The following is a 24417-nucleotide window of genomic DNA, read 5'->3' on the forward strand; positions in this document are numbered from 1 at the left end:
AGTGCGCCTTTCGGTCCGATGGCGAGTGTTTCCCGATGCGGGAACGCTGGGAGGTGTCTTTAGAACCGCACTCCCACGGAGGGGACGGTGGGGCTCTGGTCGTCCTGGGGGGCGATGGGCGTGATGAGGACTGTGCCGAACAGGCCGCCGAGGCCGCCTGTCAGACCGGATGCATCGGAGGTGCTCGGGCGGGGATATCCGAAGGGGACGGGAGGCTGGGGCCTCGGCCAGATCGCCTGGGCGGCTGCCTCTCGGCCTTCCTCCAAAACCCCCGGAGGGAAGTTGTTACCGGTGATGCGGATGGGCACTACAGGTGATCCGGGTGGGGGAACGAGGCGCACGATGGGCGTGCGACCCGGGACAGTCACCGTTTCGATGGCTGTCTGGGGGGCCACTTTGAACTGGAAGGCCGATCCCGTTGAACCGGCTTCCAGTGGGCCGCCAAAGGCATAGGCGCCCTCGCCCCACTGAGCTCGCAGCCCGTCGGTGGACATCTGTAGTCCGCTCTGGGACTCCACCAGGGCGCCGGTGAACCCCCCGTTGTCGCCGCCCCGCCATGCAACCGAGTGGGAGAAGGTCTCCTCTCCCGTTGCCGAGGTGATCTCCCGGGTGGCGTCCTTCACTCCCTGGGCGTTCCGGGTGGTCGCTGCCGCACGCTCCCGGGCCAGTTGGGCGGTCCGCGCGGCCTGGACCCTCGGACCGGTGCCGACACGGTCGGCGATCCACTGTCCGGCACGCTCGGACGGGCGCTTGATCGCGGCGTTCGCCCTGGAGGCGCCGCGTCCCACCACGGATTGGGCTACCCGTTTAGCGATCCCGCCGACGCCCTGACCGATCGCGGAGGAGGCGACCTTGGTGACCACCGCCTTGCCCGCCGTGGTGCCTAGGGCCGCGGAGACCCCGGCCCCCGCGCCCGCGAGTACCCCGCCGGTGATTCCCCCGATCAACGCCGCCTTGCCCACGTTCTCCTTGGTGACGGCTCTGCCGTCGGTGAGTGCCTCCGCAATCTCCCCCGCGGCCCCACCGGCGGCGCCACCGATGATGCCGCCGATCACGGCTGCGGCAGTCGCGCCGACGACGGGACCCGCGAGGCCCGCGGTGGCGATGGTGACCACGGTCCCGACCAGCACGGCCACCCCGATGCCCACCCATTGGCCGAGGCTGAGGTGCCCGGTGGGGTCGGAGAGGGTCACCGGGTTGTTTCTGACATAGGTGTAGGGAGCGAGGCCGTCGATCAGACCCGCGGGATCGACGCTGCTCCAACGCCCCAGCCACGGCGCGTAGTAGCGGGCCCCGTGGTAGTAGAGCCCCGTCTCCTCATCGCGTTCCTTGCCGGTGAACCGGTAGCGCTTCAACGGCTCGCGGGTGAATCGCACCGCCTGGTAGGAGGTGCTGCCGAACGGGTGGTACTCCTCGTACGACGTGGGAACGCCCTGGTCGTCGGCCTCCAGGCAGACGGTGCCGAGCAGATTGTCGAACTGGTACCGGATCAGGTGCTCGGGCGTGCCGTCGTCGCCCACGGTCCGGTTCTCGACCCGTGCGACCCGGCGTGCGTCGTCCATGACGTGCAGCGTCGTCCGCTCCAGCGCCACGGCCTTGCCGTCGCCCTCGTACTCGCGGTAGACCTCGAAGCCGCCGACGTAGATCCGCTCGGACTGTCGGGTGCCGTTGTGTCGGTCGGCCACCTTGCGGACCCGCTGACCGTTGCTGTCGTAGACGTAGTGCACGATGCCGCCGCCACCGCGGTCCACGTGGTGGAGGCGGTCCTTGTGGTCCCACTCCAGGCCAGCGAGGTGCGGCATGGTGAGGGTGTTGCCGTGGGCGTCGTAGGCATACGGTTCAAGGGGGCCGGCTCCCACCCGGGTGCTGGTCAGCCGATTGCTGTGGCGTTCCGGCTCCAGCACGCTCGGTTCGGCGTAGTGGTAGCGGCGGGTCCAGTCACCGCCGGCCGCCCGGTGGACGAGGGCGAGGATGTTGCCGACCTCGTCGTAGGAGTACCGCTCGGTGTAGGTCCGCATGGCGGCGCCGTCATGAGGGTGCGTCAGATGACGGCGGGCTTCGTCGTTCCAGGTGGGCTGAGGTGTCGGAAGGCTGCCGATGTGTTCCCGGCCCGATGCGGCGACCAACCGGTAGAGGGCGTCGAAGGTGTGGTCGGTGTGGGGTTCGACCACCGTGTTGTCAAAGAAGACGGTCTGTTGGGCGTCGTCGCGGACATGGACGACATTGCCCGATGGGTCGTAGACATAGCCGAGGTCCTGGAGGACTCGCGTCTGTTGGGTGGTGCGCAGCCGGGCCAGACGGTGGGACATCGGGTCGTACGCGTATTCGCTCCTGATCGCATTGCCGTAGTGGATCAGTGTGCGACGGGCCCTGGCGTCGTAGTCGATTCCGGTGACGAAGGGAGTCCACCGCGGGTCGGCGTCGCGAAGCCGGACGTCGACGCGTTCCAACAGTCCCGCACTGTTGTATCCGGGGCGGACGACGCTGCGGTCCGGCGAGGTGATGGTGACCGGTCGGTTCAGGGCGTCGTAGGTCGTCGTCAAGACGAACTCGTCCGGTTCCAGCAACTCGTGGGGCGGATGGTCGATGATCTCGGCGTCGCTCAGCGGGCCCAGGGGGAACCAGTCCACGGTTTCGCGGTACTCGGCGGCCAATGACCGGCTGGTGCGCAGGACATTGCCCTTGAAGTCGTAGCGTTCGGCGGTGACGACTCCGGCGCCGTCGTAGTGCTGGTAGTAGTGCGTGCGCAGGCCGAGGGTCTCGGCGTCGGGATGGGACTCGCCGTAGACGGTCCGCTCCACGAGGAGCTCCGGGCCGCCGTCCCGGCTCACGTGGATCCCGACGGGCCGTCGCAGGGCGTCGTACGTCAGTCGGGTGGTGTAGCCGCGACCGTCCCACGACAGGATCGTCTTCCCACCGCAGTCCTGCACGGTGACCGTCTGCCCGGCGTCCGCGCTGTCCACCGACGCCTTGCTGGACGAGAGGTCGAACTTCTGCCGGACGAGGGTCCGGCCGAGGGGATCGACGATCCCCCGCTCATTGCCTTCCACGTCCAGGTGGTGCCGGGTGGTGTAGCGCTCCTCCCGGGTGGTGTCGCCTTCGCGGAAGCGGTTGTGCGCCAGGCTGAGGTAGGGGCGGCCGAGACTGTCCAGCCACTGCACGGCGGGGGTGGCGGCGTGGACGGCGGTCTTCTCCGCGGCGGATCGCTCCGCAGCACCGAGGCTTCCGTCGATGCGTTGCTCGTACCAACTGCGCCACTGTGGGCGGCCCGACAGATAGTTCCGTACGTACCCGCCGACGTCCGAGTCCTCGCGGGGATCGGCCAGCACCGTGTCATTGAGGTCCCAGGTCTTCTGGTGCCAGGGGTCGAAGGTGACCTTCTCCCAGCTGTCGTCGGGGTGGAGGGTCGCGACGACCCTCTCGACCGGGTCGTAGAACAGCACCGGGCTCACGCCCACCGCAACCGCGAACTCGAAGGCGTGGGTCGCCGAGAAGAAGGGTTCGTAGGTGCGGACGGGCTTACCCTTGTTGTTGAAGACGGTCCACCCGGTGCCGACCCAACGGGGTTCCACCACCGGTCCGCCCTCACTCAGCGGGCCCGCCTCGGCCTGGACCTTCTGTTGGATCTCACGGCCGAACCCGTCCGAGTAGGAGAAGCTCTGCTGGACGGGCGACTGCTCGCCCTCGGCCAGATCGTGTGCATGGGCTTCCCGGGTGAGGGTGGACAGCGCCGGGCAGTCGGGCCGTTGCTGATGGCGGGTGCGGGCGTAGGCGAAGAGATCGTAGAGAACGCGTGTGGTCGCGCCGCCGAGGAACCGGTGCGGGTCGGTGAGGGGGGCTTCGAAGTAGTCGGCGATGAGCGTGTCGTCGGGGTCCGGTTCGATGCCGTCGAGCGTGTCGCCGAGGGCTTCGCCCGTCCTGCCGGTCACGGCGGTCGCGACCACCATGCCGAGGGCGTCGAAGAGAACCTCCGCACGGTTGCGGTTGGCGTCGGTCACCAGCCTGGGCGACAGGACCCGATAGTCGTTGCCGTTGCCGCTCGGCCGCCCGTCCTCGTCCCGCTCCCCGACGGTGACCAGATTGCCCGCGGGGTCCCGTACCTGTCGGGTGAGCAGGTCGTACGGGTCGTAACTCACCTCGGTGAGCTCCCCGAACGGGTCCTGGAACCGGTGCGGCAGGAAGAAGTGGCGTTGTGCGTGGGCCAGTTCCTCCCGGTACGGATCGTCCGGGTGCGGCGAGTAGAAGACACGGCCGGAGGGGATCCACCAGCCGTCGTCACCGTCCTGCCGTACGTAGGCGCCGGGGCCCGACAGCAGTTCGTCGTCCACCCGGTCGCCATACAGTTCCGTCACCAGACCGGGCGTGAGGGCCAGCCGGTGGCTCAGATAGGGAAGTGCTCTCGGCTCCAGCGATCCCAGTGGCAGCGGACCGCTGAGGTCGTCCCGGCGGAAGCGGGTGCGGGTGTGTGCGAGCAACCGCCGTGCACGGACCGTGGGGTCCTCGTCCCAACGCTCGCTGGGCACCTCTCGGGTGATCGAACGCAGTTGTGCGTCCAACTCGGCGGGGGTGAAGAGCCCGCCCTCGGGACACAACCCCCACACCTCCCAGACGCGTGTCTCGCACAGTGCCGGGGTGTGGTGGGCGTCCGGCAGGTCGACGGCGTTGGTGTAGCGGTGCTGGGTGTGGACGACATGACGGCGTTCCTGGGGTGCACGGTCGTCGGGGTTCGATGTGTCTTCCGTACGGATGTGGCGGCCGTAGGCGATGGAAGCCGAGCTCAGTACGTTGCCGAAGTCGTCTGTTTCCAGGACCACTTCATGGCTGGTCCTGGGGTCGAGGGTGCGCTCGTAGTGCGCCGTGACGGATTCCTTCGGCTCGACGAGGAACACCGCGTGGGCGGCCTCGGCTCCGGGCGGCCGGGGGCCGCGGTCGGCGTGTTGGAGCAGCCGGACGGTGTAGTTGTGTTCGGAGACGGTGTACGGGCGTCCCGCCACCTCGGTACCGTCCAGTGCGTACACCTCGTGGCGCAGCACGGCGCCCCGGAGCGCTCGATGGGCCTGGCGGCGCTCGTCAGGGGTGAGAGGGACGGCCGGCACGGTCGATTCCGCGAGTTGCGTCCGGTTTCCGTCGGGCTCCCGGAAGTACTCGCCGGTCAGCGCGGAACGCCCGGCGTCATCCGCTCCCGTGTGGAACCAGGTCCTGGTGAGCACCGGCGGCACATGGGTGGCGGGATCGAAAGGGGTGTCGGGTGTGGTGGCGAGCGCGGCGAAGGACTCGGTGTCCCACTGTTCGACCATGCCGAAGCCGTGGAACTCGCGCTCGACACCGTCGAAGTGACCGTGGTGGTAGGCGTATCGGGAGGTGAACCGGTTGCCGCTGATCCGGTCCAGGGTCTCGATGCGCTCGACGACGTGTACGGGGAACGGCAGCTGGGTGACCCAGGGGCGCCCGGCTGCCCGGTCCGCGAGCGAGAACGCGGTCGAGCGGGCGTAGCTGATCCGGGTCTCGGCACCGAGGCCGTTGGACACCCGGACGAGCAGGCGCGGTTTCTCCCCGCCCATGAGGTCGACGTAGCGGACGTGCCGGCCCGTGTCGCTCGGCAGCGGTGACGACCACACCAGACAGGCGGTGCCGTTGCCCAGCAGGTCCACCGTCGAGACCTGCGCGAGGCTGTCCGCGCGCGGGAAGGGTACGGGCAGTTCCTCCGGCGGGGCCCAGCTGTTGCCGGAGCGATTGCGGTGGATCCGGACCGCCGATCGGTGCAGGTAGAGGATGTCCACCGGGCCGGTGCCGTCAATGTCGGCGAGCCGGACGCGCCGCTGGTCGAACTGGTCCGGCTCGTCGAACCACGGGGCATTGCCCATCACGGTCTTCGGCCCGAACCTGCCGTATCCGAGGTTCGGCCAGTAGCAGACCTCGCCGTTGCGGATGCGCACCAGATCGGTGAGCCCGTCGCCCGACATGTCGGCGAGGTGGATGGACTGTTCGCGGTCGGCGAGGACGAGACGGGGCCCGGAGTCCTCGTCCAGGGACGGCCGGACCCGTTGGGCGGGCGCGAACCCGTCCTCGCCGAGCGAGGGGTACCAGCTGATCACTTCGTCCTCGGTGATCAGCACATCGGCGAGACCGTCGCCGGTCAGGTCCACCAGACGGAGGTTCGGATCGCGCCAGGGCAGAGCGGGCAGGGCGAGGAAGGGCCGGAAGGGGGACCAGTCGGCATCGGCGGTGCGCTCGTAGAAGCCGGGGGATCCGCCTTCGAACTCGACGAGGTCGAGTTGTCCGTCACCGGCGAGGTCGACGAGTTGGGCTCCGCCGCCGAGCGTGGGCGCGGGGCGGGGAACGACCTGGCGTACGGGCTCGTACCGTCCGTCCCCCAGGGCGCGTCGGTAGAACCAGCCACCGGCCTGCTCGGTGAGGATTCCCGCCACGCCGTCGCCGTCGAGGTCGACCCATCGGTAGCCCGGCCCTTCGGGTCCCGTCGGGAGGTTCTCCAGGCTCTCCGGCGGGAGTTCTCGCAGTCGGGGGTCGACCCGCGCCTCGGTGTAGCCGAACTCCAGCGGGGGCAGCGGTTTGCGTACGTATCCGGCGGTGTCGGATGGGCGCCGGTATCCGGCCTGCGTCACCGCTTCGAGGGTGGTGGCGGTGGGGTCCTCACGGTAGGCGAAGTCCGTGGACCGGACGAGACAGTCCGGGCCGACGCCCGGCTCCGCGGGGAAGTGGTGGAACATCAGCGTGCGTCGGCAGAGACGATGGGTACGGATTTCGAAGCCCGCGCGGTACGTCGAGAAGGGGTCGGGCCGACCGCTCCACGGCATGGACTCGGCGGGGAGCGGATGTTCCGGATCGTGCTCGCCGTAGTCGAAGACCAGCTCAAACATCCACTCGGGCCGGGCGGTCGTCGGTGCGGTCGTCTCCGGGCCGATGCGGTCGGGGCAGCCCGGTGGAGCGTCGTGGTCGCCGGTGTGCGTCGGAACCGTACGAACGGCGGCGGCCGGCGCGGGGAGGTCGGTCACCCGGCTGTCCGGGGCCGGATGCGTAGGGTCCCCATCGGCCCGGCGCGGTGTGGTGTTGCCGTATCTGATCCGCTTGGGATAGCGGTTCGCCGAGCGCGCCGTACGGGTTCTGTTCCGTTCGTGGGCGGCGCCGAGGTCGAGGCCGTCGGAGTCCTCCGGCTTGTACTCGTAGACCATCGCATTGCCGCTGGTGTCGTAGCTCTCGCAGATCAGCCAACTGAAGACGTGCAGGGGATCAGCGGGGTCGGCGATGCGGCTCCCGGACGTCCGGCCGTACAGGGTGGTCACGTTAGCCGCCGAGATGGACCGCCAGTGGGTCTCGGCGGTGGTGGTGTCCGTCCAGCGCTCGATGCGCGCGAACAACCCTTCGGTACGGGGCCGGTAGCGCCGCACCGCGAAGGTGTGCCCACCGTCGGTGCGCACGCGCCGACACGGGCCGGGCTCCGGAACGAGGTCCTCCGACCCGGAGATCAGGAAGACGTCCTCGGGGTCGTCTCCGTAGCGGGGCAGTCCCTTGTCGGTCTTGCGAGTGATCGCGGGAAGTGAGAGCTGCCAGCCGTAGCCGAACGGACCGTTTCCCGACCCGGAGTCATAGCGCAGGGTCGGGGACGGGCCGAAGCCCGAGCGGCCGGGGCTGGCAGCCAAGGGAACCGCGAGCGTACCGGTGCCGTTGACGGCGTTGGTCTCGAACTTCTCACCGATCCCACGGATCGCTCCGCCCCCCTTGGGGAGGGTCACGGAGGGGGGTTGGACGCCGGTGTCGTCCTGACGCGCCGTGGCGGACGGGGATTGACGGGAGGGGGTAGGCGGAACTACTGAGTCCAGCATGGGACTTCGCCTCCATGGCCCTACGTTCAACACGCACTGCGGAAGCGGCTTTTGACGACAGCACTTTAGGCCGCCTCCGCGGCCGAATCCCATCGCTCGGACGGGTGATACGGCTCTGCCGAAATCCGGCGAGCGCCACACCCCCGGCGTGCGGTCGTGGGAACGCGCCGGTCCAAGTGCGCCGGTCCGCTGTCCCCTTGGTCAGTCGGCCACCACCACCCTCTGGGGTGGTGCCCGGTCACCACCATCGGTGTCGGCGAGACGGTCACCTGTACGGCGACATACGTCGTCACGGCCCAGGACGTGGCGCAGGGGCCATCACCAACACCGCGGTCGCCAGCAGCACATCAGGCACCACCCCGGTCACCTCACCACCGTCCGACGCGACGGTGCCGATCGCACAGGGGAACCGTCAAGGTCCACAAGACCGACGCCAAGAACGGCAGGGCACTTTCGGGAGCGGTGTTCGACCTGTGGCAGGAGACCAAAGGTGTGGCCGACCTCCAGACCACGGCGTCCGGCAACGTCCCGGCGGACGACAGGCTGGGCGCCGGGTGCGCCACGGACCGCGCCGGCACCTGTGTCTTCGACGAGCTGCCCACCGGCGACCACACCGGCGTCGGCGGCCTCGCCAACCCGCCGGGGAACCAGCCGGTCCCGTTCCATGACATGGAGTCAGACGGAGCACCCGACCCGGAACCCATGGGCCCAAAACCCATGGGAGGGGACACCTCGGTCGGTTGTCAGTGCAATCGTCTACGTTGGCCGCATGGCCAAGTTCACCGATTTCAATTTCAAACTGCTCGTCATCGAACAGCTGATGTACTCGGACGAGACACTGACCCCGAAGTTCAACCTCGCCGAGCGCCTGGGCGTCGACAACCCGTTCGGCTACGCAGTGGCCAGGGAACTCGACTACACGGTGCTCCCCGAGGCCCGGGCGCACTTCGAAGCGCTGGAGATCAGTGACGAACTGCTCGCCACCGCCGAGGAGCTGATCGCGGACGGAGGCAATGAGGTCTACAACGAGTGCGCCCCGATGTGGGACGGCGAGGACGACCTCTTCGACGTCTACTCGCTGGACGACCTCGCGCTCCTGCCTAACCTCAAGCGCATCGCCGGCGCTGAGGAAGGCATCCTGGCGGTTCCCGACAAGCTGGACATCCTGGCGGCACGCGGGATAGCCGTCGACTAGGCCGACCGGGTCGTGTCCCGGAGCAGACTTCTCTACCGCCCTGCGTCGCTCCACCCCGGCTTCTGAACCAACCGGCCCAGGGCCTTGCGCCGCTGCCCGACCTGGGGCCCTGAAATCACTCCGCCCGCAGTCGACTCGTCGGGTACGGTCGCGGGGTTCTTCTCTCTGTTGGGAGCCCGTGAGGATTCGGGCTGGGTCCCCCGGCAGCCCCCAGGTCGAGAGCAGGTTCCGCCATGGCGTGTCGTATCAGTGAGCTCGTGCTCGGTTGCCGTGACCCCGAGGCGCTGGCGCGGTTCTGGTGCGAGGTCCTGGACTTCGTGGTGCTCGATCGCGAAAGCGACGGCTCGGTGGAGATCGGACCGCGCGAGGGGTTCGGCGGTCCGCAGCCGACGATCATCCTCAGTCGAAGGGATGAGCCAGAGCAGGGGAAGTCCCGACTGCACATCGACGTCAACGCCACCGACCGCGATCAGGACGCCGAACTCGAACGCCTGCTGGAGCTCGGTGCGCGCCCGGCCGACATCGGCCAGACGGGGCAGGAGCAGTGGCACGTTCTGGCTGATCCCGAGGGCAATGAGTTCTGCCTCCTCAAGGCACGCCTCAACCCGCCCTGAGGCCCAGCCGCGTCAGCTCGGCATCAGATGCCCCGGGTAGCGAGCCCGGACTGCGCCACCACACCCGTTGACACCGTCACGCCACTTCCGTGCACCTCGGTCGACGAACCCGCCGGCGGTCGTGCCTCGGCATGCAGTCGTGCGCCGCCCGGGGCACGACCGCCCGTGGTCTGGACGTGGTCGGCCGACGACTCGTGTCACCAGAGAGGTCCTTCAGTCCTCGGCCGGACCCGCACCTGGGCGACAGCACCCCCGAAACGCGAGTAGGGCCGACGAGCGCGGCCGTCGCTGTTCCCGCGCCTATAGCACGACCGGCACTGCACCCCGGAGCGCCCCGCCGGAGACGCAAGAGTGATCACGGTGGACCCAACCGGCTTGTTGAAGCGCACAAGTACGGTCCAAGATCATGCATCCCTGTTCCGTACTCCCGCACGCCTGATCACGGCCCTTCCCCTCCATTCCGGCTGACCGGAATGCTGATCGTGTTGAACGGCAAGCTGATTCTCTTCGGGAGGCACTCATGAAGGTTGCGCGTTCGTTGGTCGTCGCTGTTGCAGCAGGGCTCCTCATGGCAGGTTCGGGTGCCGCGTTGGCGGCCCCGACGGCAGCAAGCAGGTTCGACGACGGCAGTTTCGAGTACCCCACAGCACCGGCGAACTCGTTCGCGACCGTCGGCACCGGGCAGGCGATCGGGCCGTGGAAGGTCACGTCCGGGGCCGTGGACCTGATTGGCGCCGGATTCTGGCAGGCCGCCGAGGGGAACCAGTCCGTCGATCTCAACGCGACCCAGGCGGGCGCAGTGGCACAGACCTTCACCACGACAGCGGGACGGACCTACACGGTCACCTATGCCCTGGCCGCCAATCCCGAGGGCGGCCCGGCGGTGAAGACCGGGAGGGTCCTCGTCGACGGGCAGAACTTCCAGGACTTCTCGTTCGACTCCACCGGGAAGACGCGTGCCGCCATGGGCTATGTGCAACGGCAGGTGACGTTCGTCGCCAATGGGCCCACCACGACCCTCGGGTTCGCCAGCACTCTGCCCGGGTCCTACGGGCCCGTCATCGACGACGTCCGTGTCACCGGTGCATCGCCCTGTTCCTGCAACCCGTAACGGACCGAACGTCCTGATCGGGACGGGGCGCTCTCCCGGTCGTGCCCACGGCGGCGACCGGGATCCGTCCAAGTGGGTCACGCGATCCGCTTCGCCCCCCGCATTCCGATAGGGGCACGGCACCTGCGTTCCTACCACCGCACGGTGGCAAGCCAAGGCTTGCCACCGTGCGGTCGGTCGTGGTGTCCGTCCCATCGATGGAACGGACACCCTGCGCACCGATCCGGTGCGGCGGCAAGGGACACCGCCGGCCGGCAGCCCGCCCCCGAGAGCCTGTCCGCGACGCCGGTGCGCGGAGTCAATCAGCAGCGGACCGCACGGCGACGACCGCCAGTGTGATGTAACGCATCGTGAAGTCGCCCCCCGCCGCGTCGATGGCGGCGCCGATCTCCGCCGCGGCCTCGGCGGACCGGGCGGGCGGGAGCTGTGCGTGACCGCCCGTGGTGTGCACCTGGTCCAGCCACACATCACGGGTGTACATCCGCTCTCCCTCGAAGCGCCACCGCTGCGCAGGACCGAACGCATTCGCCCGGCGCAGCCCGTCCGAAGCGGCGTTGCACACCTTCGCGTACGCGTCCTCGGCCGGCCTGGCCCAGAAGCGGGCGGCGAGCGAATCGGGGGCGACCCGCTGGTACACCTCGGCGAAACGGCGCGTCAGTTCGGGCGGGGGCTGAGCCACGTTCCAGAAGACGGCCAACAGTCCACCGGGTCGCAGTGTCCGCGCGGCCTTGGTCGCTCCCGCGACCGGGTCCACCCAGTGCCAGGTCTGTCCGGACACCAGCGCATCGAACTCCCTGCCCGCGGAATCCCATGACTCAAAGGCGGCGACCTCGACCCGAAGTCCGTGTCGGCGCGCCTGGTCGGCCATCCGAGCATCGAGGTCGACTCCCAACATCACACAACCGGCCTCCTGGAACTGTCGGGACACGATTCCCGTGCCGCAGCCCACGTCGAGCACGCGGGGCGACTCGGGAAGAGCAGCGACGATGCGCTCGACCAAGTCCCGGGGATAGTCGGGTCTGGCCCGGTCGTAGCGTTCGGCTTCCGCGCCGAACGAACCTGCTGTGAGGGGGTGTTGGTGGGGTGCCGGTTCGATACCGGGCCCTGGTCCCGGCTCCATAGTGGGCATGTGCCCACTATGATGGGGCGAAAGCCGGCCCGTCAATCGGCTTGACTCGCAGAAGAGTTGAGGAGACACACCGTGCCGACAGGAGTGGCTATCCACGATGTGCGCGAGCAACTGTTCAGCGCCGCCGAGCGCGTACTGCTGCGTGACGGGCCGAGTGCGCTGACCAGTCGAGCGGTCACCTCGGAGGCGGGCTGCGCCAAGGGAGTCCTTCACCGTCACTTCGCCGACTTCGACGCTTTCCTCGCCGAGTTGGTGTCTGATCGCATCGCCCGCCTGGACCAGCAGGCCAGTGCACTGCTCGCCGCGGCCGGAACCGGCACGGTCGCCGAGCACCTCACCGACGCCCTGATGGACGTGTTCGGATCCGTTGCGGTGGCGATCGTCGGCCTCGTCACCTCTCGGGACGAGCTCCGGGCCCGGCTGCGACGGATCACACCGACAGGCGTTCCGGTGCTCACGGAAGCCGCCGCAATGCTCGGCACGTACCTCCACGCCGAACGCGCATTGGGCCGTATGACAACCGCGACCGACCTCCGTGTCCTCGCTCCGACCCTGATCGGGGCCGCTCATATGCTCTTCGCCGACCGCACAGGCTCCCCACCGGACGTCGAGGCCGTACGCGCGCTGGTGGACTCGGTCATCGCCGGCTCCCTGTCCCCACCATCGCACTGAACGCCGCCCACCCCCATCCCGTGTCCACGAGAGGCCCCCACCAGGATGACTCTTGGCCGGGGTTCCATCGAAAGAGTGCGCATACTTCGCTCGACGGCGGGCCGACCGTCCCCCGAGCGGCTGAAGTTGTCGCTCGCACATCACCCGTACCGAGCCCCGTACGGGCATCCCCGAGCACCGAAGCCCAGCGCGACGCCCGATGGACCGGCCCCGGCCCGGCGGCCCTGCCCACGGGGCGTCCACGAGCGCTGCACCGGGTGACAGCGCCGCAACGACGCTTCGACCGCGGCTCCGAAACGCACCCGCCGCGGGAAGGTGGGTCGCCCACACCCTCCCTCCCGCCGCCCCGTAGCCGCCCATCGGGTGGGGCATAGTGATCCCGCTATGCGCCCACCCCAGCACTCTCAGTGATGGAGCGTGGGCGCTCGTGCTTCTTCTCTCGGAGGTCATTTTGAGTATCCGACGCACTGTCGCCGCCTTCGCCACCGCTCTCGCCCTGGGCGCGAGCGGGCTCCTCGTCTCATCGGGGCCGGCATGGGCGGGTGTCGCGCCCACCCAGGTCGCGGCGGCCGTCGACCCGTGCGAGTACGTGTTCCTCACCAACGGTGGCAGTGAAGGGTTGGCCGTCACCTGTGCGGGCCACCCGTTCCGTGCGTTCGTCAGTTGTCAGAAGGGCGACATCGAGACCTACCGGAACTTCGGCGCACTCGTCCCGTCAGGCGGCACCTCGACCGCGTGGTGCACGCAGGGCGACTTCCTCATCGGCGGAGGCGGCGCCCAGACCTGATGCGAAGCCTGCGCCGGCGGACGCACCGCCGGCGCAGGCGGTCACACCGAACCCCACTGAGCGGGCCGCCGTCCAGGCCCTCCCCCCTCCTCTCCTGCACGACATCACCGCTGACGGAGAAGCCCAGCAGAGAAGCGAGCTGGGCGCGCTCCCCCAACGCCTTCGATCGATGCGCACAGTGGCGCGATCGTTCAAGACACCCCCTCCCCTGTGGACGTAGCGTGTTCACCAGATGGCCGAGGAAGGGGTGTCCATGGACGACTACGCGAGCGCCCGGCTGGTCGGGCTGGTCCAGGGCGCACTGGCCGCCGAAGGGATACGTACCCTCGCCCCCACCGGGGACGGCGCCCTGTTGCCGTTCGAAGCGAAGCGTCGCTTCCTGGACGGTGTGGCCCGGGAGTACGGGTTGCTGCCGCTGCTCCGCGTCGGATCGCTCCTCTCGGCTCACACCTCCGACCCTGCGGTCTCCGCGCTCCTGAGCGCGGTCGACGCCCACGACCTGTTCCAGCGGTGGCAGAGACTGGAGCGGTTCACCCACTCCCGCCATCGCGTGGTGATCGTGGAGCAGGGTCCCGGGCACCTGGTCGCCGAACATGTCGGGCCGAGTTCCGCACCACCCGAGCCCGCCGAGGACGCGTTGGTCCTTGGCGTACTCAGCGCACTGCTGTCCCTGACGGGTGCGGGCGAGCTCATCGTCACCGTGGGAAGCGACCGCCCCGTGACCGTGATGGCACGCGGCGCGTGCACCGCGCCACCGCCCACCGAAGGGAGCGGCAGGTGGCGGTTCGCCTGGTCAGACGTGGCCCGTGACCTCCGCGTCCCCACGGTGGAATCCGGTACGGACACGGTGGCGAGGACCCGCAGCATGCTCCGCGCCGACCTCGCCCGCCGATGGACACTCGCCGACCTCACCAACGAACTGCACCTCCCCGCACGGAGCATCCAACGGCGACTCACGGGTGTCGGCGGCTTCAGCGGACTCATCGCCACCGTACGCACGGAGGCCGCGGCCGAACTCCTCATGCAGAGCGGACATTCCGTGGGGGTCGTGGGCTTCGCCTGCGGCTACGCCGACCAACCTCACTTCACACGCCACTTCAAACGTCACACCGCCATGACACCGGCGGCCTATCGATCGGCGTTCCGGCCGTCACCGCCGGCGCAACCGCCCTCCCACTCCACGCACACGTAAGAAGAAGGACTCGATGGAACTCAACGGCACTACGGCGCTCGTCACGGGTGGTGCGCGCGGCATCGGCCGGGAGCTGACCCGCCAACTCGTGGCACGCGGCGCACATGTCGTGGCCGTGGGTAGCAACCCCAAGGGCCTCGCCGACCTCAAGGCGGAGCACGACGCACTGGTGTCGACGGATGTCGTCGACCTCTCGGACCCCGAGGCCGTGGACACCTACACCGACGCCCTGCCCCATCGCCATCCAGGGCTGTCCGTCGTCATCAACAACGCGGGCGTACAGAACCTGAGCGACTTCCTCGCTTCCGATCCGCGGCCACTCCGTCCGGTCCTGCGCCGTGAACTCGCAGTGAACCTCGATGCGGTCATCGCCCTCTCCACGGGCCTCCTCCCCCATCTGAAGCAGCAGCCGTCAGCCGCGATCGTCAACGTCAGCAGTGGGCTGGCCGTCATCCCCAAGCCCTCGGCTCCCGTGTACTGCGCCGCCAAAGCTGGGGTGCGGACCTTCACCCGTGCGCTGCGCTACCAGTGTGAGGACGCAGCCCCGCACATACGCGTCATCGACGCGATCCTCCCGCTGGTCGACACCGACATGACGGCCGGCCGCGGCCGGGGGAAGATCACCCCGGTGCAGGCGGCACACGCATTGATCGACGGTCTCCACCGGGACAGGAAGGAGATCTACATCGGCAAGGCACGCCTGCTGCCCACCCTCATGCGGGTCGCTCCGTCAGTCGGATACCGGGCGCTGCGCCATGGCTGATGTCCCCGCCGTCAACGAACGTCCCACCACCCGCGCGGGGCGTCTCCTGATCCGTCTCGACGGCGCCGCGCACAAACGGTGGTTCCTCCCGACGCTCTCCGTCTTTCCCCTCAGTGACTACGCCCTGCCGGTGCTACCGAACCAGATGCTCCTCATGGGGCTGTCGGCGCTCCACCCGCGACGTTGGCGCATGATCGCGCTCACCTTCGTCGTCGCCTCGGCCCTGGGCGCCTTCCTCGCCGCGACTCTCTTCCAGATCGCGGGACCGTGGCTGCGGAGCACCCTCGGCGGATTGGCTCCCCAACGCGAGGAGTTGAGCGAGGTGAGCGATCTCATCACGCAGTACGGGGCCTGGGGAGTCGCCGCCCTCGCGTTGCTGCCGTGGACGCCCCGGGCCGCCGTGGTGATGTGTGCCCTGGTGGGCATCCCGCCCTGGACGATCGCCGCGGCGGTCCTGGTGAGCCGGCCGGTCCCCGTCATGCTCCTCGCATACGGAGGGGCCCGGGCCCCTCTTCTCCTGCGCCGTTCACGGCGGTTGGAGCGGGTGCTCCTGGAGGTGGAGGCACATCGCACCCACACCGCACGGCAGGACGGCGGTGCTGGGACCGGCGACAAGTGACCCGAGACGGCCGGCCGTTGTACAGGAGTGTGATCGACCCATCACGAGCCCGGACGCACTTCTCGCCCTCCTCCTGCCCCGTACAGTTCCAAGCACAACGGAACGACGGATGATCGGGGGGTCAGGAGACGATGACACCAGGACTGCGGACGGCCGCCGTGGCCATCGGAATCGTGCTGCTGGCCACCGGGTGCGCAGGCGGCTCCGAGGACCGTGACCAGGTGCGCATTCGGGTCGACAAGTCGGTGGCCCTGGCCGATGAGCCGATACGGATCCAGATCACCGGCCTGGGCGCCGGCCAGGAGGTGACCGTCACCTCGCAAGCCGCCGACCACAGCGGAATGCAGTGGAGCGGGCGGGCGGCATTCACCGCGGACAGGACGGGCACGGTGGACCTGACGCGCGCCCGACCCCGCTCGGGCACGTACCAGACGCCCGACGCCATGGGCTTGTTCTGGTCGATGAACCCGCAGAGGGGGCCGGCCGACGAGTCCTGGTTCTACCCCAGCTGGCCGGAGGCGCAACCCGAGTACGAGGTACGGCTGGCGGTCGAGGCCGGGGGCAAGCGTCTCGCGGCCCACCGACTCACCCGCACCTGGATGCGTGAGGGCGTCACCCATCGCCCGCTCACCGTGGCCCAGGACGGGGTGCACGGGGTTCTGTACCTGCCGCCCGCAGACGCCCCCCGCCGCACCCCGGTGCTCAGCTTCGGCGGCTCTGAAGGCGGCTTCGGTGACAAGTACGCCGCCGCGCTCCTGGCCTCTCGGGGACACCCCGTGCTGGCGTTGTGCTACTTCGGTTGTCCGGAGCGCCCCGAAACCCTGGAGCGGATCGAGCTGGAGTACTTCGCCGCCGGGGCGCGACTGTTGAACACCCGGTACGGCACCGGATCACAACGATCGGCCATCATCGGATACTCACGCGGCAGCGAGGCCGCACAGCTCGTCGCGCACCACTACCCGGACCTGGTCCACGACGTCGTCCTCTACGCTCCCAGCCGCCAGGTCAACGGTGGCTTCCCTAAGGGCGACGTGGCGTGGACGAAGGGCGACAAGCCGATCAAGCCGGGCCCCATACCGGTGAACCGGGTACGCGGCACGGTCCTGGCGATCGCGGGCGGAGGGGACGAGCTCTGGCCGGCCGCACCAGCCGCCCGGTCGATCGGCAAGGAGCGCGGGGCATCGGGCCGCCCGCACCGGGCGCTGATCTACGAAGGCGCCGGGCACGGCGTCGGTACGCACCCGTACACAGCGGCCGGGCTGCGCTACGAGAACCCGATGGTGGGCGAGGTCGTCTCGATGGGCGGCACCCGGCTGTCGGACGCACAGGCACGATCGGAGAGTTGGCCGCAGGTGCTGTCGCTGCTGCGCGCCGCGGACGGCGGATCCTGAGGGACCTCTCCCTCAAGGGGAACAGTTGTCCCGCAGGTCAGGCAGGAAGGTGACCGTCGGCGCGAACGGGATTCACACGCCCCATCGGAAGCAATGCTCCCGGTGGCGCGCCCGTGTGCCCGCGTACCCCGGAGGGTGCCGATGCACGGGGCGTGGCCGACCGCAGGACCGGTGTCGAGCAGTCATCGACCACGACGGCGGCCCCTGGAGGCCATCAGGCACCGGAGGACGGACCTAACGAGGGGAACCCGAAATGCGACGTACGACCAGAGCCCTGCTCACCGCCTTCGCCACCACGAGCACCCTGCTCCTCACCATGACGCCGGCGACGGCGAGCGAACAGACCGTGGAGGCAAGCGGTCAGGCCCGCGGGTACGGAGGGGCAGGCAGCGACGGTTTGCGGGTCTACGCGTGCGACACGTTCAGCGACAACTGGGGCGTACGAACCCACTACACGTACCAGAGCAGCTCGGGCAGCGTCGTCACGGCGACCATCAACGATGCCAACGGCGTCACCTCGGGCTGCGGGGAGCAGAGCATGGCCCGCAGCGCACCGGTGCTCGCCTATCGGGTCTGCACCGGGCCGGCGGGAGCCGACACCGCCTGCACACCGTGGGCCAAACCGTAGGAGGGCACTCCGGGGCGACTAGGGCCCCTCTTTCGGATCTTGCTGGGCTCGCGCGCCCTGGCACCGCGCTCCCCCTGTGCCTAGCGGCACGGGAGGTACCCCCACGCCGCGTTGTCGTCAATCACCAATGCTCCGCAGTGATTCATTCCTCCGCCTTGCGATCCACGGCACCAGACCCCGCTCCCTGATCCAGCCTGATCCAAAAGAAGGACCCTAGTGCCGGATGAGCCGGCCCGTATCGCACCGTGATACTGCTGGTTGAACCCCACCCACCGACGTGCGCTCCACCGCGTGCACTCCACCCACCGGTCACCGGGTACTCCGCCCGGAGTCCGGTGGGTGGAGGCGTGCGGTGGAGCGCGTCATGTCGAAGAGAGGCTGTGCAACGCCCGGGACGGCCGGTTGCAACCGTCGTCCGCACGGGATCGGCCCACCCCGTGACGCGCCACTGCACCGCATCGGAATGCGGCCATGGGACCAGCGCCGCAGTTCTGCCCATCCGGGTGGGCTGCGGGACCGGGCCCGTTGGACGGGTGCCGGATCACCGGTTCCCGGAGCCGATGCGACGCACCCCTGTGCGATACTCAGCGACGCTCGTCGCACATTTCATCTCGGGGGATCACCATGCACGGTCACGTTCGCGGACTTCGGCACGGCAACGGCGGTGTCCGCGACCGTGCATGACGCAGTGGGACACGAGCCGTGGCGCGGCAACTTCGCGGCTCCGGCCGACGGCACCGGCGGTACGGCATGAGCGGCATAGCCCTCACAACCCCGTACTTGGACACGGACGCGGACCAGCTCTCGTTCACCCTGGGACGTCCGGCGCACGACGCCCTTGCCGTACGTGATGTGGCGGTCGGCGGGCTGACCGTACAGCTCAGACTGCTCGGCGCATCGCACCAGGTCTTCGCCGGCCCGGTACAGGAGACCGTCGCCTGTCTGCCCGGTGTCACAGGCGGTCTGCCGACCACGGCCGTGCGGTCCTTCGACGAGTGGACCTACCGCTTCACCGCCCGCTTCGAGCTCCTGACCGCAGAGGAGTTCGGTGAGCAGGTCGAGCAGATACGCCGCCGGGCGGACGCACATCCGCGGGCGTTGTACGGCATCTTCCCCGGCGTCCACGAGGCGGTCACCGCACTCACCGTGGATCGACATGCAACGGGGTTGAGCTGGTGCACCTGGCACACCTACCCGCAGAGCCGCCAGATCGTGGCGACGCAGACCCGACTGGAGGCCCGATGAAGTCCGCCCGATGCATCAGTGCGGTGTTCCTGGCCGCGGTGACACTCACCGCGTGCTCCGACGGCCCGGACCGACCGAAACACAACGACGTGCCCCACGGCTGGATCATCAGGGAGTACGAACCGGCCACGACGGGCTACCTCGACAAGGCCGACCCGGTGAGCACGGTCGCTTCGGAGATCGACGGCCACACCTCGGCCCGCAAGCGCACCGACAACGACGGAACGGTCTACCTGATGTACCGGGACGACATCGTGGCCATCAGTCCGCAGCAGGGCAGCACCGGCGGCAGCCTGATCGAGGTCGTCGACTACTCCGTCGGTTACACCCGGTGGAACTCGCACCTGGCCCTCGTGTGGCCGCACCCCGCCAGCAATGAGTTCCGCGGTGGGGGTCCGGGCTCCGGCAAGTAGTGTCCGGCACCCCGCCCCTTCACCACCCGAGCTCCTCGTCGACGTACCCCGAAAGGCAATCCTGTGGCAGAGATCTTCGAATCGGCGGGCGTCGCCCTGCTCTACGGCCTCATCGGCTTCATCGTGATGGCGGTGGGATTCATCGCACTCGACCTCGTCACTCCCGGCAAGCTGTTCCATGTGGTGTGGACGGAACGCAACCGGGGTGCCGCCGTGCTCCTCGGTGGACAGACGATAGCCATCGGCCTGGTGATCGAGCAGTCCATCAGGGCCAGCGAGTCGGAACAGGGTCTGGGTTACGGCCTGTTCAGCACGCTGTTGTACGGCCTCGCCGGCGTCGTTGTGATGACGGTGATCTCCTTGATCGTCGGGTTGTTGACCCCCGGCCGTCTCGGAGCCGCCGTGCTCGATGACAACGGGGACCGCCCCCACCCCGCCGCCTGGGTCCAGGCAGCCATGTACCTGGGCACGGCCGTCATGGTCGGTGCCGCCGTTTCCTGACCGCCATGAGCACCACCACCCTGGAGCGCACCCCTACCACCGTGAAGCGGGTGCCAGCCCGCCACGGCCGGGGAGTACGGTTCCTGCTGCTGCTCGCGGTCTTCGTCTGCGCCGCGTGCGGCCTGGTCTACGAACTGGCCCTGGCCGCGTTGGGCAGTTACCTCATCGGCAACTCCGTGATGCAGACGTCGGTCGTCATCTCCGTGATGGTCTTCGCGATGGGGATCGGGTCACTGGCGGCGAAACCGCTCCAGCGACGCGCGGTCGGTGCTTTCGCACTCGTCGAAGTGCTGCTGGCCCTCGTCGGCGGACTGTCGGTGCTCATCCTGTACGTGTGCTTCGCCTGGCTGCGCATCTACATGCCGGCCATGGTGGCGATCTCCTTCACGGTGGGTCTTCTGATCGGGGCGGAGATCCCCCTCCTGATGACGCTGCTCCAGCGCATCAGACGTCAGGAGGCCGGCAGTGCGGTGGCCGACATGTTCGCCTTCGACTACGTCGGGGCCCTCGTGGGGGGACTGTGCTTCCCGCTGCTGCTCCTTCCCACCTTCGGCCAGCTCAAGGGCGCACTGGTGGTGGGGTCGGTCAATGCGGTGGCCGGCGTCGTCGTGGTGTTGTGGATCTTCCGTCGGGAGACGCGGCGGGGGGTGCAGATCGCCCTGCTCTCCGCGATGACGGCCGTTCTCGGCGTGCTCGCGACCGTGTACGTCCTGGCGGACGACATCGAGGTCACCGCACGTCAGCAGCTCTACCGCGATCCGATCGTCCACGCCGAGACCACGCCCTACCAGGACATCGTCGTCACCCAGTCGACGGCCTTCACCGGGCAACCCGACACCCGGTTGTTCCTCAACGGTGACCTCCAGTTCTCCTCGGTGGACGAGTACCGCTACCACGAGGCCCTCGTTCATCCCGCCCTCTCGGGCAAGCGCTCCTCGGTGCTGATCCTGGGGGGCGGTGATGCCCTGGCCCTCAGGGAGGTCCTGCGGTACGACGACGTCGACCGGGTGACGCTGGTCGATCTCGACCCGTCGATGACCGAGCTCGCCCGGACCTTTCGGCCCTTGGCCGATCTCAACGACCACGCGCTCGACGACCCGCGCGTACAGGTCGTCAATGCGGACGCGTTCAATTGGCTCCGGGATGCCGACCAGCGCTACGACGCGGTGGTCATCGACTTCCCCGACCCGGACACGGCCGCGGTGGCCAAGCTCTACAGCGTGGAGTTCTACCATCTGCTGGGGCGGGTCCTGCACCCCCACGCCCAGATCGTGGTGCAAGGCGGCTCGCCCTTCTTCGCTCCGAAGGCGTACTGGTCCATCGTCACCACCATCGGCGCGGCCGGCTATGCGACGACCGCCTACCAGATGGACGTGCCCAGCTTCGGCAACTGGGGTTTCGTCCTCGCGACCGCGGGCACCCAGCGTCCACCGTCTCCCCCGCGGCTGGCTCCGGACGCGCCGTCGCTGCGTTCGCTGGACGGCGCGGTGCTCGCGGCGTCGACGGTGTTCCCGCGGGACCGTCGTCCCCAAGACGTGCGGGCCAGTACGCTGATGGATCCCTCGGTGCTCGAATACACCCGCCACGAGTGGCAGAACTACTGACGGCCCGTCGGGTTTCCCCTGCCAGCTCAAGGACAGCGCCCGTGCAACCACCGCAGACGCCCGACCGATCCGACTCTCAGCCGCACGCTCCGCGGGGGGCGTTGGTGATCCGCCGGCTACCACCCCGCCCCCGCGGTGCCGTCCTATTCCTCCATGGAGGCCGCGCCGACGCGCTGGAGCCTCCTCCCCTGGTCAACCTCCCTGCCGTTCGATTGAGGCCGTTCGCTTCGCGGATCCTGCGCGTGACGCGCAACGATCAGATCCTCGTCGGGCGGGTGCGCTACCGCCACCGCGGCTGGAACGGAGCACGGGAGGACACCGTTCGGGACGCTCGGGAAGCACTGCGGTCCCTCGTCGACACCGTGGGCGAGGTGCCGGTGGTCCTCGTGGGCCACTCGATGGGTGGCCGGGCCGCACTTCGGCTGGCGGGGGAACCGCCCGTCGTGGGCGTTGTGGCGTTGGCTCCGTGGTGCCCGCCGGGTGAGGCCGTCCCGCTGGTGGGCGATCGTCGCGTGGTCGCGCTGCACGACGAGAGCGACCGGGTCACCCAGGCCGGGGACACCTGGGAGTATCTCGCCCGCGCCGAACGTGCGGGTTCGGCCGCCCTGGGGATCAGCATGGCGAAGGGAAGCCATGCCATGGTCCGCGACGCACGCACCTGGTACCGCATCACCACGTCGATGGTGTGCGGCCTCCTCGGACTGACCCCGTTGCCCACCGCCTTGACCGGCCGGGGTGTGCCGGGAGGCATCCCCATGACGGCGCGGGAGGTACTGCCCCGACTCGGCCAAGCCCACTGATGCAACGGCCGTCCGCCGTTGCCTTCGAGTGCCTAACCGGGGCTACAGCGGAACCGTGATCCAGATGCTCTTGCCGGGCCCCTTCGCATCACCGCGCACCACGGCGGTTCCCCCCACGTCGGTGATCAGTTCGGTCACCGTGGCCAGTCCGCCGCCGGACGCCTTCGCCCGAGATCCGTACAGCTCGGGACGGAGCGGATGTTTGTCATGGACGGCGAAAGCCAGGGTGTCGGGTCCGGCCGCCAACAGCACGGTGATGGTGGGAGAGAGCTCGGCGGCATGTCGCACGCTGTTGGTGACCAACTCGGCGAGCACCAACAGTGCAGGACCGATGTGGGGATGACGCAGACCGATGCCCCACTGCACCAGGATCTGCTCAGCGGTCTCACGAGCGGTCCGGACGGCGTGGCCCTTCGCCGGCAGGGTCAGTACGAGTCGATGGGGCAGCGTCGGGAGCGCCGCGAGTCCGGTCATCATCGCGGCCCCGCAGGGGTGAGTCGGTGTTCGGGCACGGTGAGACGGCAGTACCGACGGCGGGCGGAACGATCGGGTAGACCCTCGTCCGTACTGCCGACAGCCGGGCGGACGGTGTCTTGGACGGGCAAGGGCCCCCCGGCCACGGGCGCCCGGCCCGGCCGGAGGAGTGGGGATTCGATCATGTCGTACGGCCTCTTCGATGGTGGTGGGGGCGTGTCGGGAAGGGGGAAGGCGATCCCACCCGGCGTTGGAGTGCTGGCCGGTGCAGTCGAGCGATCACGTTCGATGCCACGGCGGGCGAGCGGTTGGAGGTGTCACATCTCAGGACACGGCTCGTACGGTGTCTTCCCCCGCCGGTGGTGGGAGCCGGCTCAGGATGCGCACCGCGGAGGTGGACGAAGGCGTACGGGAACGGGCGCGACGCAACAGCCCTGGCCAGGGGTACTTTGCCGGCGCGGGCTCATTCGGTGGTGACGTCGGCGTCCCTGAGCTCGGTCAGCAATTGGTGCTGCCCGGCCAGCATCTCGGTCAGGATGCGTCGTGCCGCTCGCATCAGCTCCGCCACATCGCCGCCCGCAAGTTCGTACACCACGGTCGCCCCCTCGCGGGTGGAGGTCACGATGCCGGATCGACGCAACACGGCCAACTGTTGGGACAGCGCCGCGGGTTCGATCTCGATCTGGGCCAGCAGGTCACGCACGGGCGTCGGCCCGTCCTGGAGGAGCTCAAGCACACGAATGCGCACGGGATGTCCCAACATCCGAAAGAACTCAGCCTTCGCCTGATACAGCGGAACCGGCACGTTCGCTGACTCCTTTCGCCACCCCGGCGGGCCGGGGCGTCCCATGGCGCTCGCCTTCCGCCGCGAGCACAGCCCTCACAGCATCTAGCGAAGTGCAGAAATATGCAATTCACCAGGAGAGAGGTCGCGTTGAGGGGTTGCACCCGCTCTCCGGCTGACTCCCGGAACAGGAAGCGTTCCGACCCAACGCCCTACGCACGTCATCGCGCGAGCCCAGCCGCCTCTGAGACCGCCCCCAGCAAGCCGGACGACCGCGGCACCACGCCGACGAACGGCCCCCTCGCCGCACACACTGCACTCCCCCGCCGAGGAATCCACCGCACGGACGCTGCACGGACACCGCACTCGACTAGGCAGTGTCTGATGGCTCTTGCCTGGGATGGTGGATCTCTCGCTGTTTCGGGCATGAGTCGGGCATGGTGCGTCGGCATGAACTGACGAATGCTCAGTGGGATCGGATAGCCGGGCTGCTGCCGGAGACCGGTAGTCCGGGTGGCCGGTGGGCTGACCACCGGACCGTCGTCAACGGTGTGTTGTTCCGGACGCGGACCGGGATTCCCTGGCGTGACCTGCCCGAACGCTACGGATCATGGCAGACCGTGTACGAACGCCACCGCCGCTGGTCGGCGGATG

20 protein-coding genes are annotated in these 24417 nt (G+C 68.9%); 16 read left to right on the forward strand and 4 right to left on the reverse strand.

Annotated features, from left to right (window positions below; genetic code table 11):
* Nucleotides 1-59: 59 nt before the first annotated feature.
* Nucleotides 60-7841, reverse strand: coding sequence for a SpvB/TcaC N-terminal domain-containing protein (locus ABZ348_RS26845; RefSeq protein WP_358937235.1), 7782 nt, complete (start codon nt 7839-7841; stop codon nt 60-62).
* 769 nt (nt 7842-8610) lie between these two features.
* On the opposite strand from ABZ348_RS26845, the gene ABZ348_RS26850 reads away from it, so the two are divergent.
* From ABZ348_RS26850 to ABZ348_RS26860, 3 genes are all read left to right on the forward strand, one after another.
* Entirely contained in the window at nt 8611-9036 is a 426-nt protein-coding gene (locus ABZ348_RS26850) for a hypothetical protein (protein WP_358937237.1), read from the forward strand.
* Between the two features lie 233 nt (nt 9037-9269).
* Nucleotides 9270-9650 carry a VOC family protein gene (locus ABZ348_RS26855; RefSeq protein ID WP_358937239.1) on the forward strand — a complete coding sequence of 127 codons (381 nt, stop codon included), beginning with the start codon at nt 9270-9272 and terminating at the stop codon, nt 9648-9650.
* Nucleotides 9651-10170: 520 nt separating this feature from the next.
* Nucleotides 10171-10761 (forward strand): choice-of-anchor C family protein, encoded by a 591-nt coding sequence (locus ABZ348_RS26860; protein ID WP_358937241.1) that lies wholly within the window; start codon nt 10171-10173, stop codon nt 10759-10761.
* 298 nt (nt 10762-11059) lie between these two features.
* Here ABZ348_RS26860 and ABZ348_RS26865 read toward each other — a convergent pair whose 3' ends face one another.
* Nucleotides 11060-11881: a class I SAM-dependent methyltransferase gene (locus ABZ348_RS26865; protein WP_358937279.1), complete on the reverse strand. Its 822-nt coding sequence runs from the start codon at nt 11879-11881 to the stop codon at nt 11060-11062.
* An 81-nt stretch (nt 11882-11962) separates the two neighbouring features.
* Between ABZ348_RS26865 and ABZ348_RS26870 the strand changes: the two genes are divergently transcribed.
* The 12 genes from ABZ348_RS26870 to ABZ348_RS26925 all read left to right on the forward strand — a co-directional run bounded on the left by ABZ348_RS26870 (nt 11963) and on the right by ABZ348_RS26925 (nt 22505).
* Complete coding sequence (locus ABZ348_RS26870) at nt 11963-12562, forward strand: TetR family transcriptional regulator (protein WP_358937243.1); 600 nt, start codon at nt 11963-11965, stop codon at nt 12560-12562.
* A gap of 451 nt (nt 12563-13013) precedes the next feature.
* Nucleotides 13014-13349 carry a hypothetical protein gene (locus tag ABZ348_RS26875; protein ID WP_358937245.1) on the forward strand — a complete coding sequence of 112 codons (336 nt, stop codon included), beginning with the start codon at nt 13014-13016 and terminating at the stop codon, nt 13347-13349.
* A gap of 232 nt (nt 13350-13581) precedes the next feature.
* Nucleotides 13582-14541 carry an AraC family transcriptional regulator gene (locus ABZ348_RS26880; RefSeq protein WP_358937247.1) on the forward strand — a complete coding sequence of 320 codons (960 nt, stop codon included), beginning with the start codon at nt 13582-13584 and terminating at the stop codon, nt 14539-14541.
* A 13-nt stretch (nt 14542-14554) separates the two neighbouring features.
* Entirely contained in the window at nt 14555-15304 is a 750-nt protein-coding gene (locus tag ABZ348_RS26885) for an SDR family NAD(P)-dependent oxidoreductase (protein ID WP_358937249.1), read from the forward strand.
* Nucleotides 15297-15923 carry a VTT domain-containing protein gene (locus ABZ348_RS26890; RefSeq protein WP_358937251.1) on the forward strand — a complete coding sequence of 209 codons (627 nt, stop codon included), beginning with the start codon at nt 15297-15299 and terminating at the stop codon, nt 15921-15923. The genes ABZ348_RS26885 and ABZ348_RS26890 overlap by 8 nt, the downstream gene beginning before the upstream one ends.
* Nucleotides 15924-16054: 131 nt before the next feature.
* Nucleotides 16055-17314, forward strand: a complete 1260-nt coding sequence (locus ABZ348_RS26895; protein WP_358937253.1) for an acyl-CoA thioesterase/bile acid-CoA:amino acid N-acyltransferase family protein — start codon at nt 16055-16057, stop codon at nt 17312-17314.
* A 253-nt stretch (nt 17315-17567) separates the two neighbouring features.
* A complete protein-coding gene (locus ABZ348_RS26900; RefSeq protein ID WP_358937255.1) occupies nt 17568-17942 on the forward strand; it encodes a hypothetical protein in 375 nt (124 codons plus the stop codon).
* A gap of 702 nt (nt 17943-18644) precedes the next feature.
* On the forward strand, nt 18645-19187 hold the full coding sequence (locus ABZ348_RS26905; protein WP_358937257.1) for a DUF2617 family protein: 543 nt from the start codon (nt 18645-18647) through the stop codon (nt 19185-19187).
* Nucleotides 19184-19600 carry a DUF4247 domain-containing protein gene (locus ABZ348_RS26910; protein ID WP_358937259.1) on the forward strand — a complete coding sequence of 139 codons (417 nt, stop codon included), beginning with the start codon at nt 19184-19186 and terminating at the stop codon, nt 19598-19600. Before ABZ348_RS26905 ends, ABZ348_RS26910 begins: the two co-directional genes overlap by 4 nt.
* A gap of 63 nt (nt 19601-19663) precedes the next feature.
* Nucleotides 19664-20101 carry a DUF350 domain-containing protein gene (locus ABZ348_RS26915; RefSeq protein ID WP_358937261.1) on the forward strand — a complete coding sequence of 146 codons (438 nt, stop codon included), beginning with the start codon at nt 19664-19666 and terminating at the stop codon, nt 20099-20101.
* A 5-nt stretch (nt 20102-20106) separates the two neighbouring features.
* On the forward strand, nt 20107-21705 hold the full coding sequence (locus ABZ348_RS26920) for a polyamine aminopropyltransferase (RefSeq protein ID WP_358937263.1): 1599 nt from the start codon (nt 20107-20109) through the stop codon (nt 21703-21705).
* A 242-nt stretch (nt 21706-21947) separates the two neighbouring features.
* A complete protein-coding gene (locus ABZ348_RS26925) occupies nt 21948-22505 on the forward strand; it encodes an alpha/beta fold hydrolase (protein WP_358937265.1) in 558 nt (185 codons plus the stop codon).
* Nucleotides 22506-22547: 42 nt separating this feature from the next.
* Here the strand turns inward: ABZ348_RS26925 and ABZ348_RS26930 are convergent, their stop codons facing one another.
* Together ABZ348_RS26930 and ABZ348_RS26935 are read right to left on the reverse strand one after the other, a co-directional pair.
* Entirely contained in the window at nt 22548-22982 is a 435-nt protein-coding gene (locus ABZ348_RS26930; protein ID WP_358937267.1) for an ATP-binding protein, read from the reverse strand.
* Nucleotides 22983-23442: 460 nt separating this feature from the next.
* Nucleotides 23443-23784 carry a metalloregulator ArsR/SmtB family transcription factor gene (locus ABZ348_RS26935; protein WP_358937269.1) on the reverse strand — a complete coding sequence of 114 codons (342 nt, stop codon included), beginning with the start codon at nt 23782-23784 and terminating at the stop codon, nt 23443-23445.
* 419 nt (nt 23785-24203) lie between these two features.
* Here ABZ348_RS26935 and ABZ348_RS26940 point away from each other — a divergent pair.
* Nucleotides 24204-24417 (forward strand): transposase (locus ABZ348_RS26940; RefSeq protein ID WP_358937271.1); only part of this gene is annotated, 214 nt, incomplete at its 3' end.

Source organism: Streptomyces sp. NPDC005963 (assembly GCF_040638655.1).
In the GTDB taxonomy this organism is placed as follows: domain Bacteria; phylum Actinomycetota; class Actinomycetes; order Streptomycetales; family Streptomycetaceae; genus Streptomyces.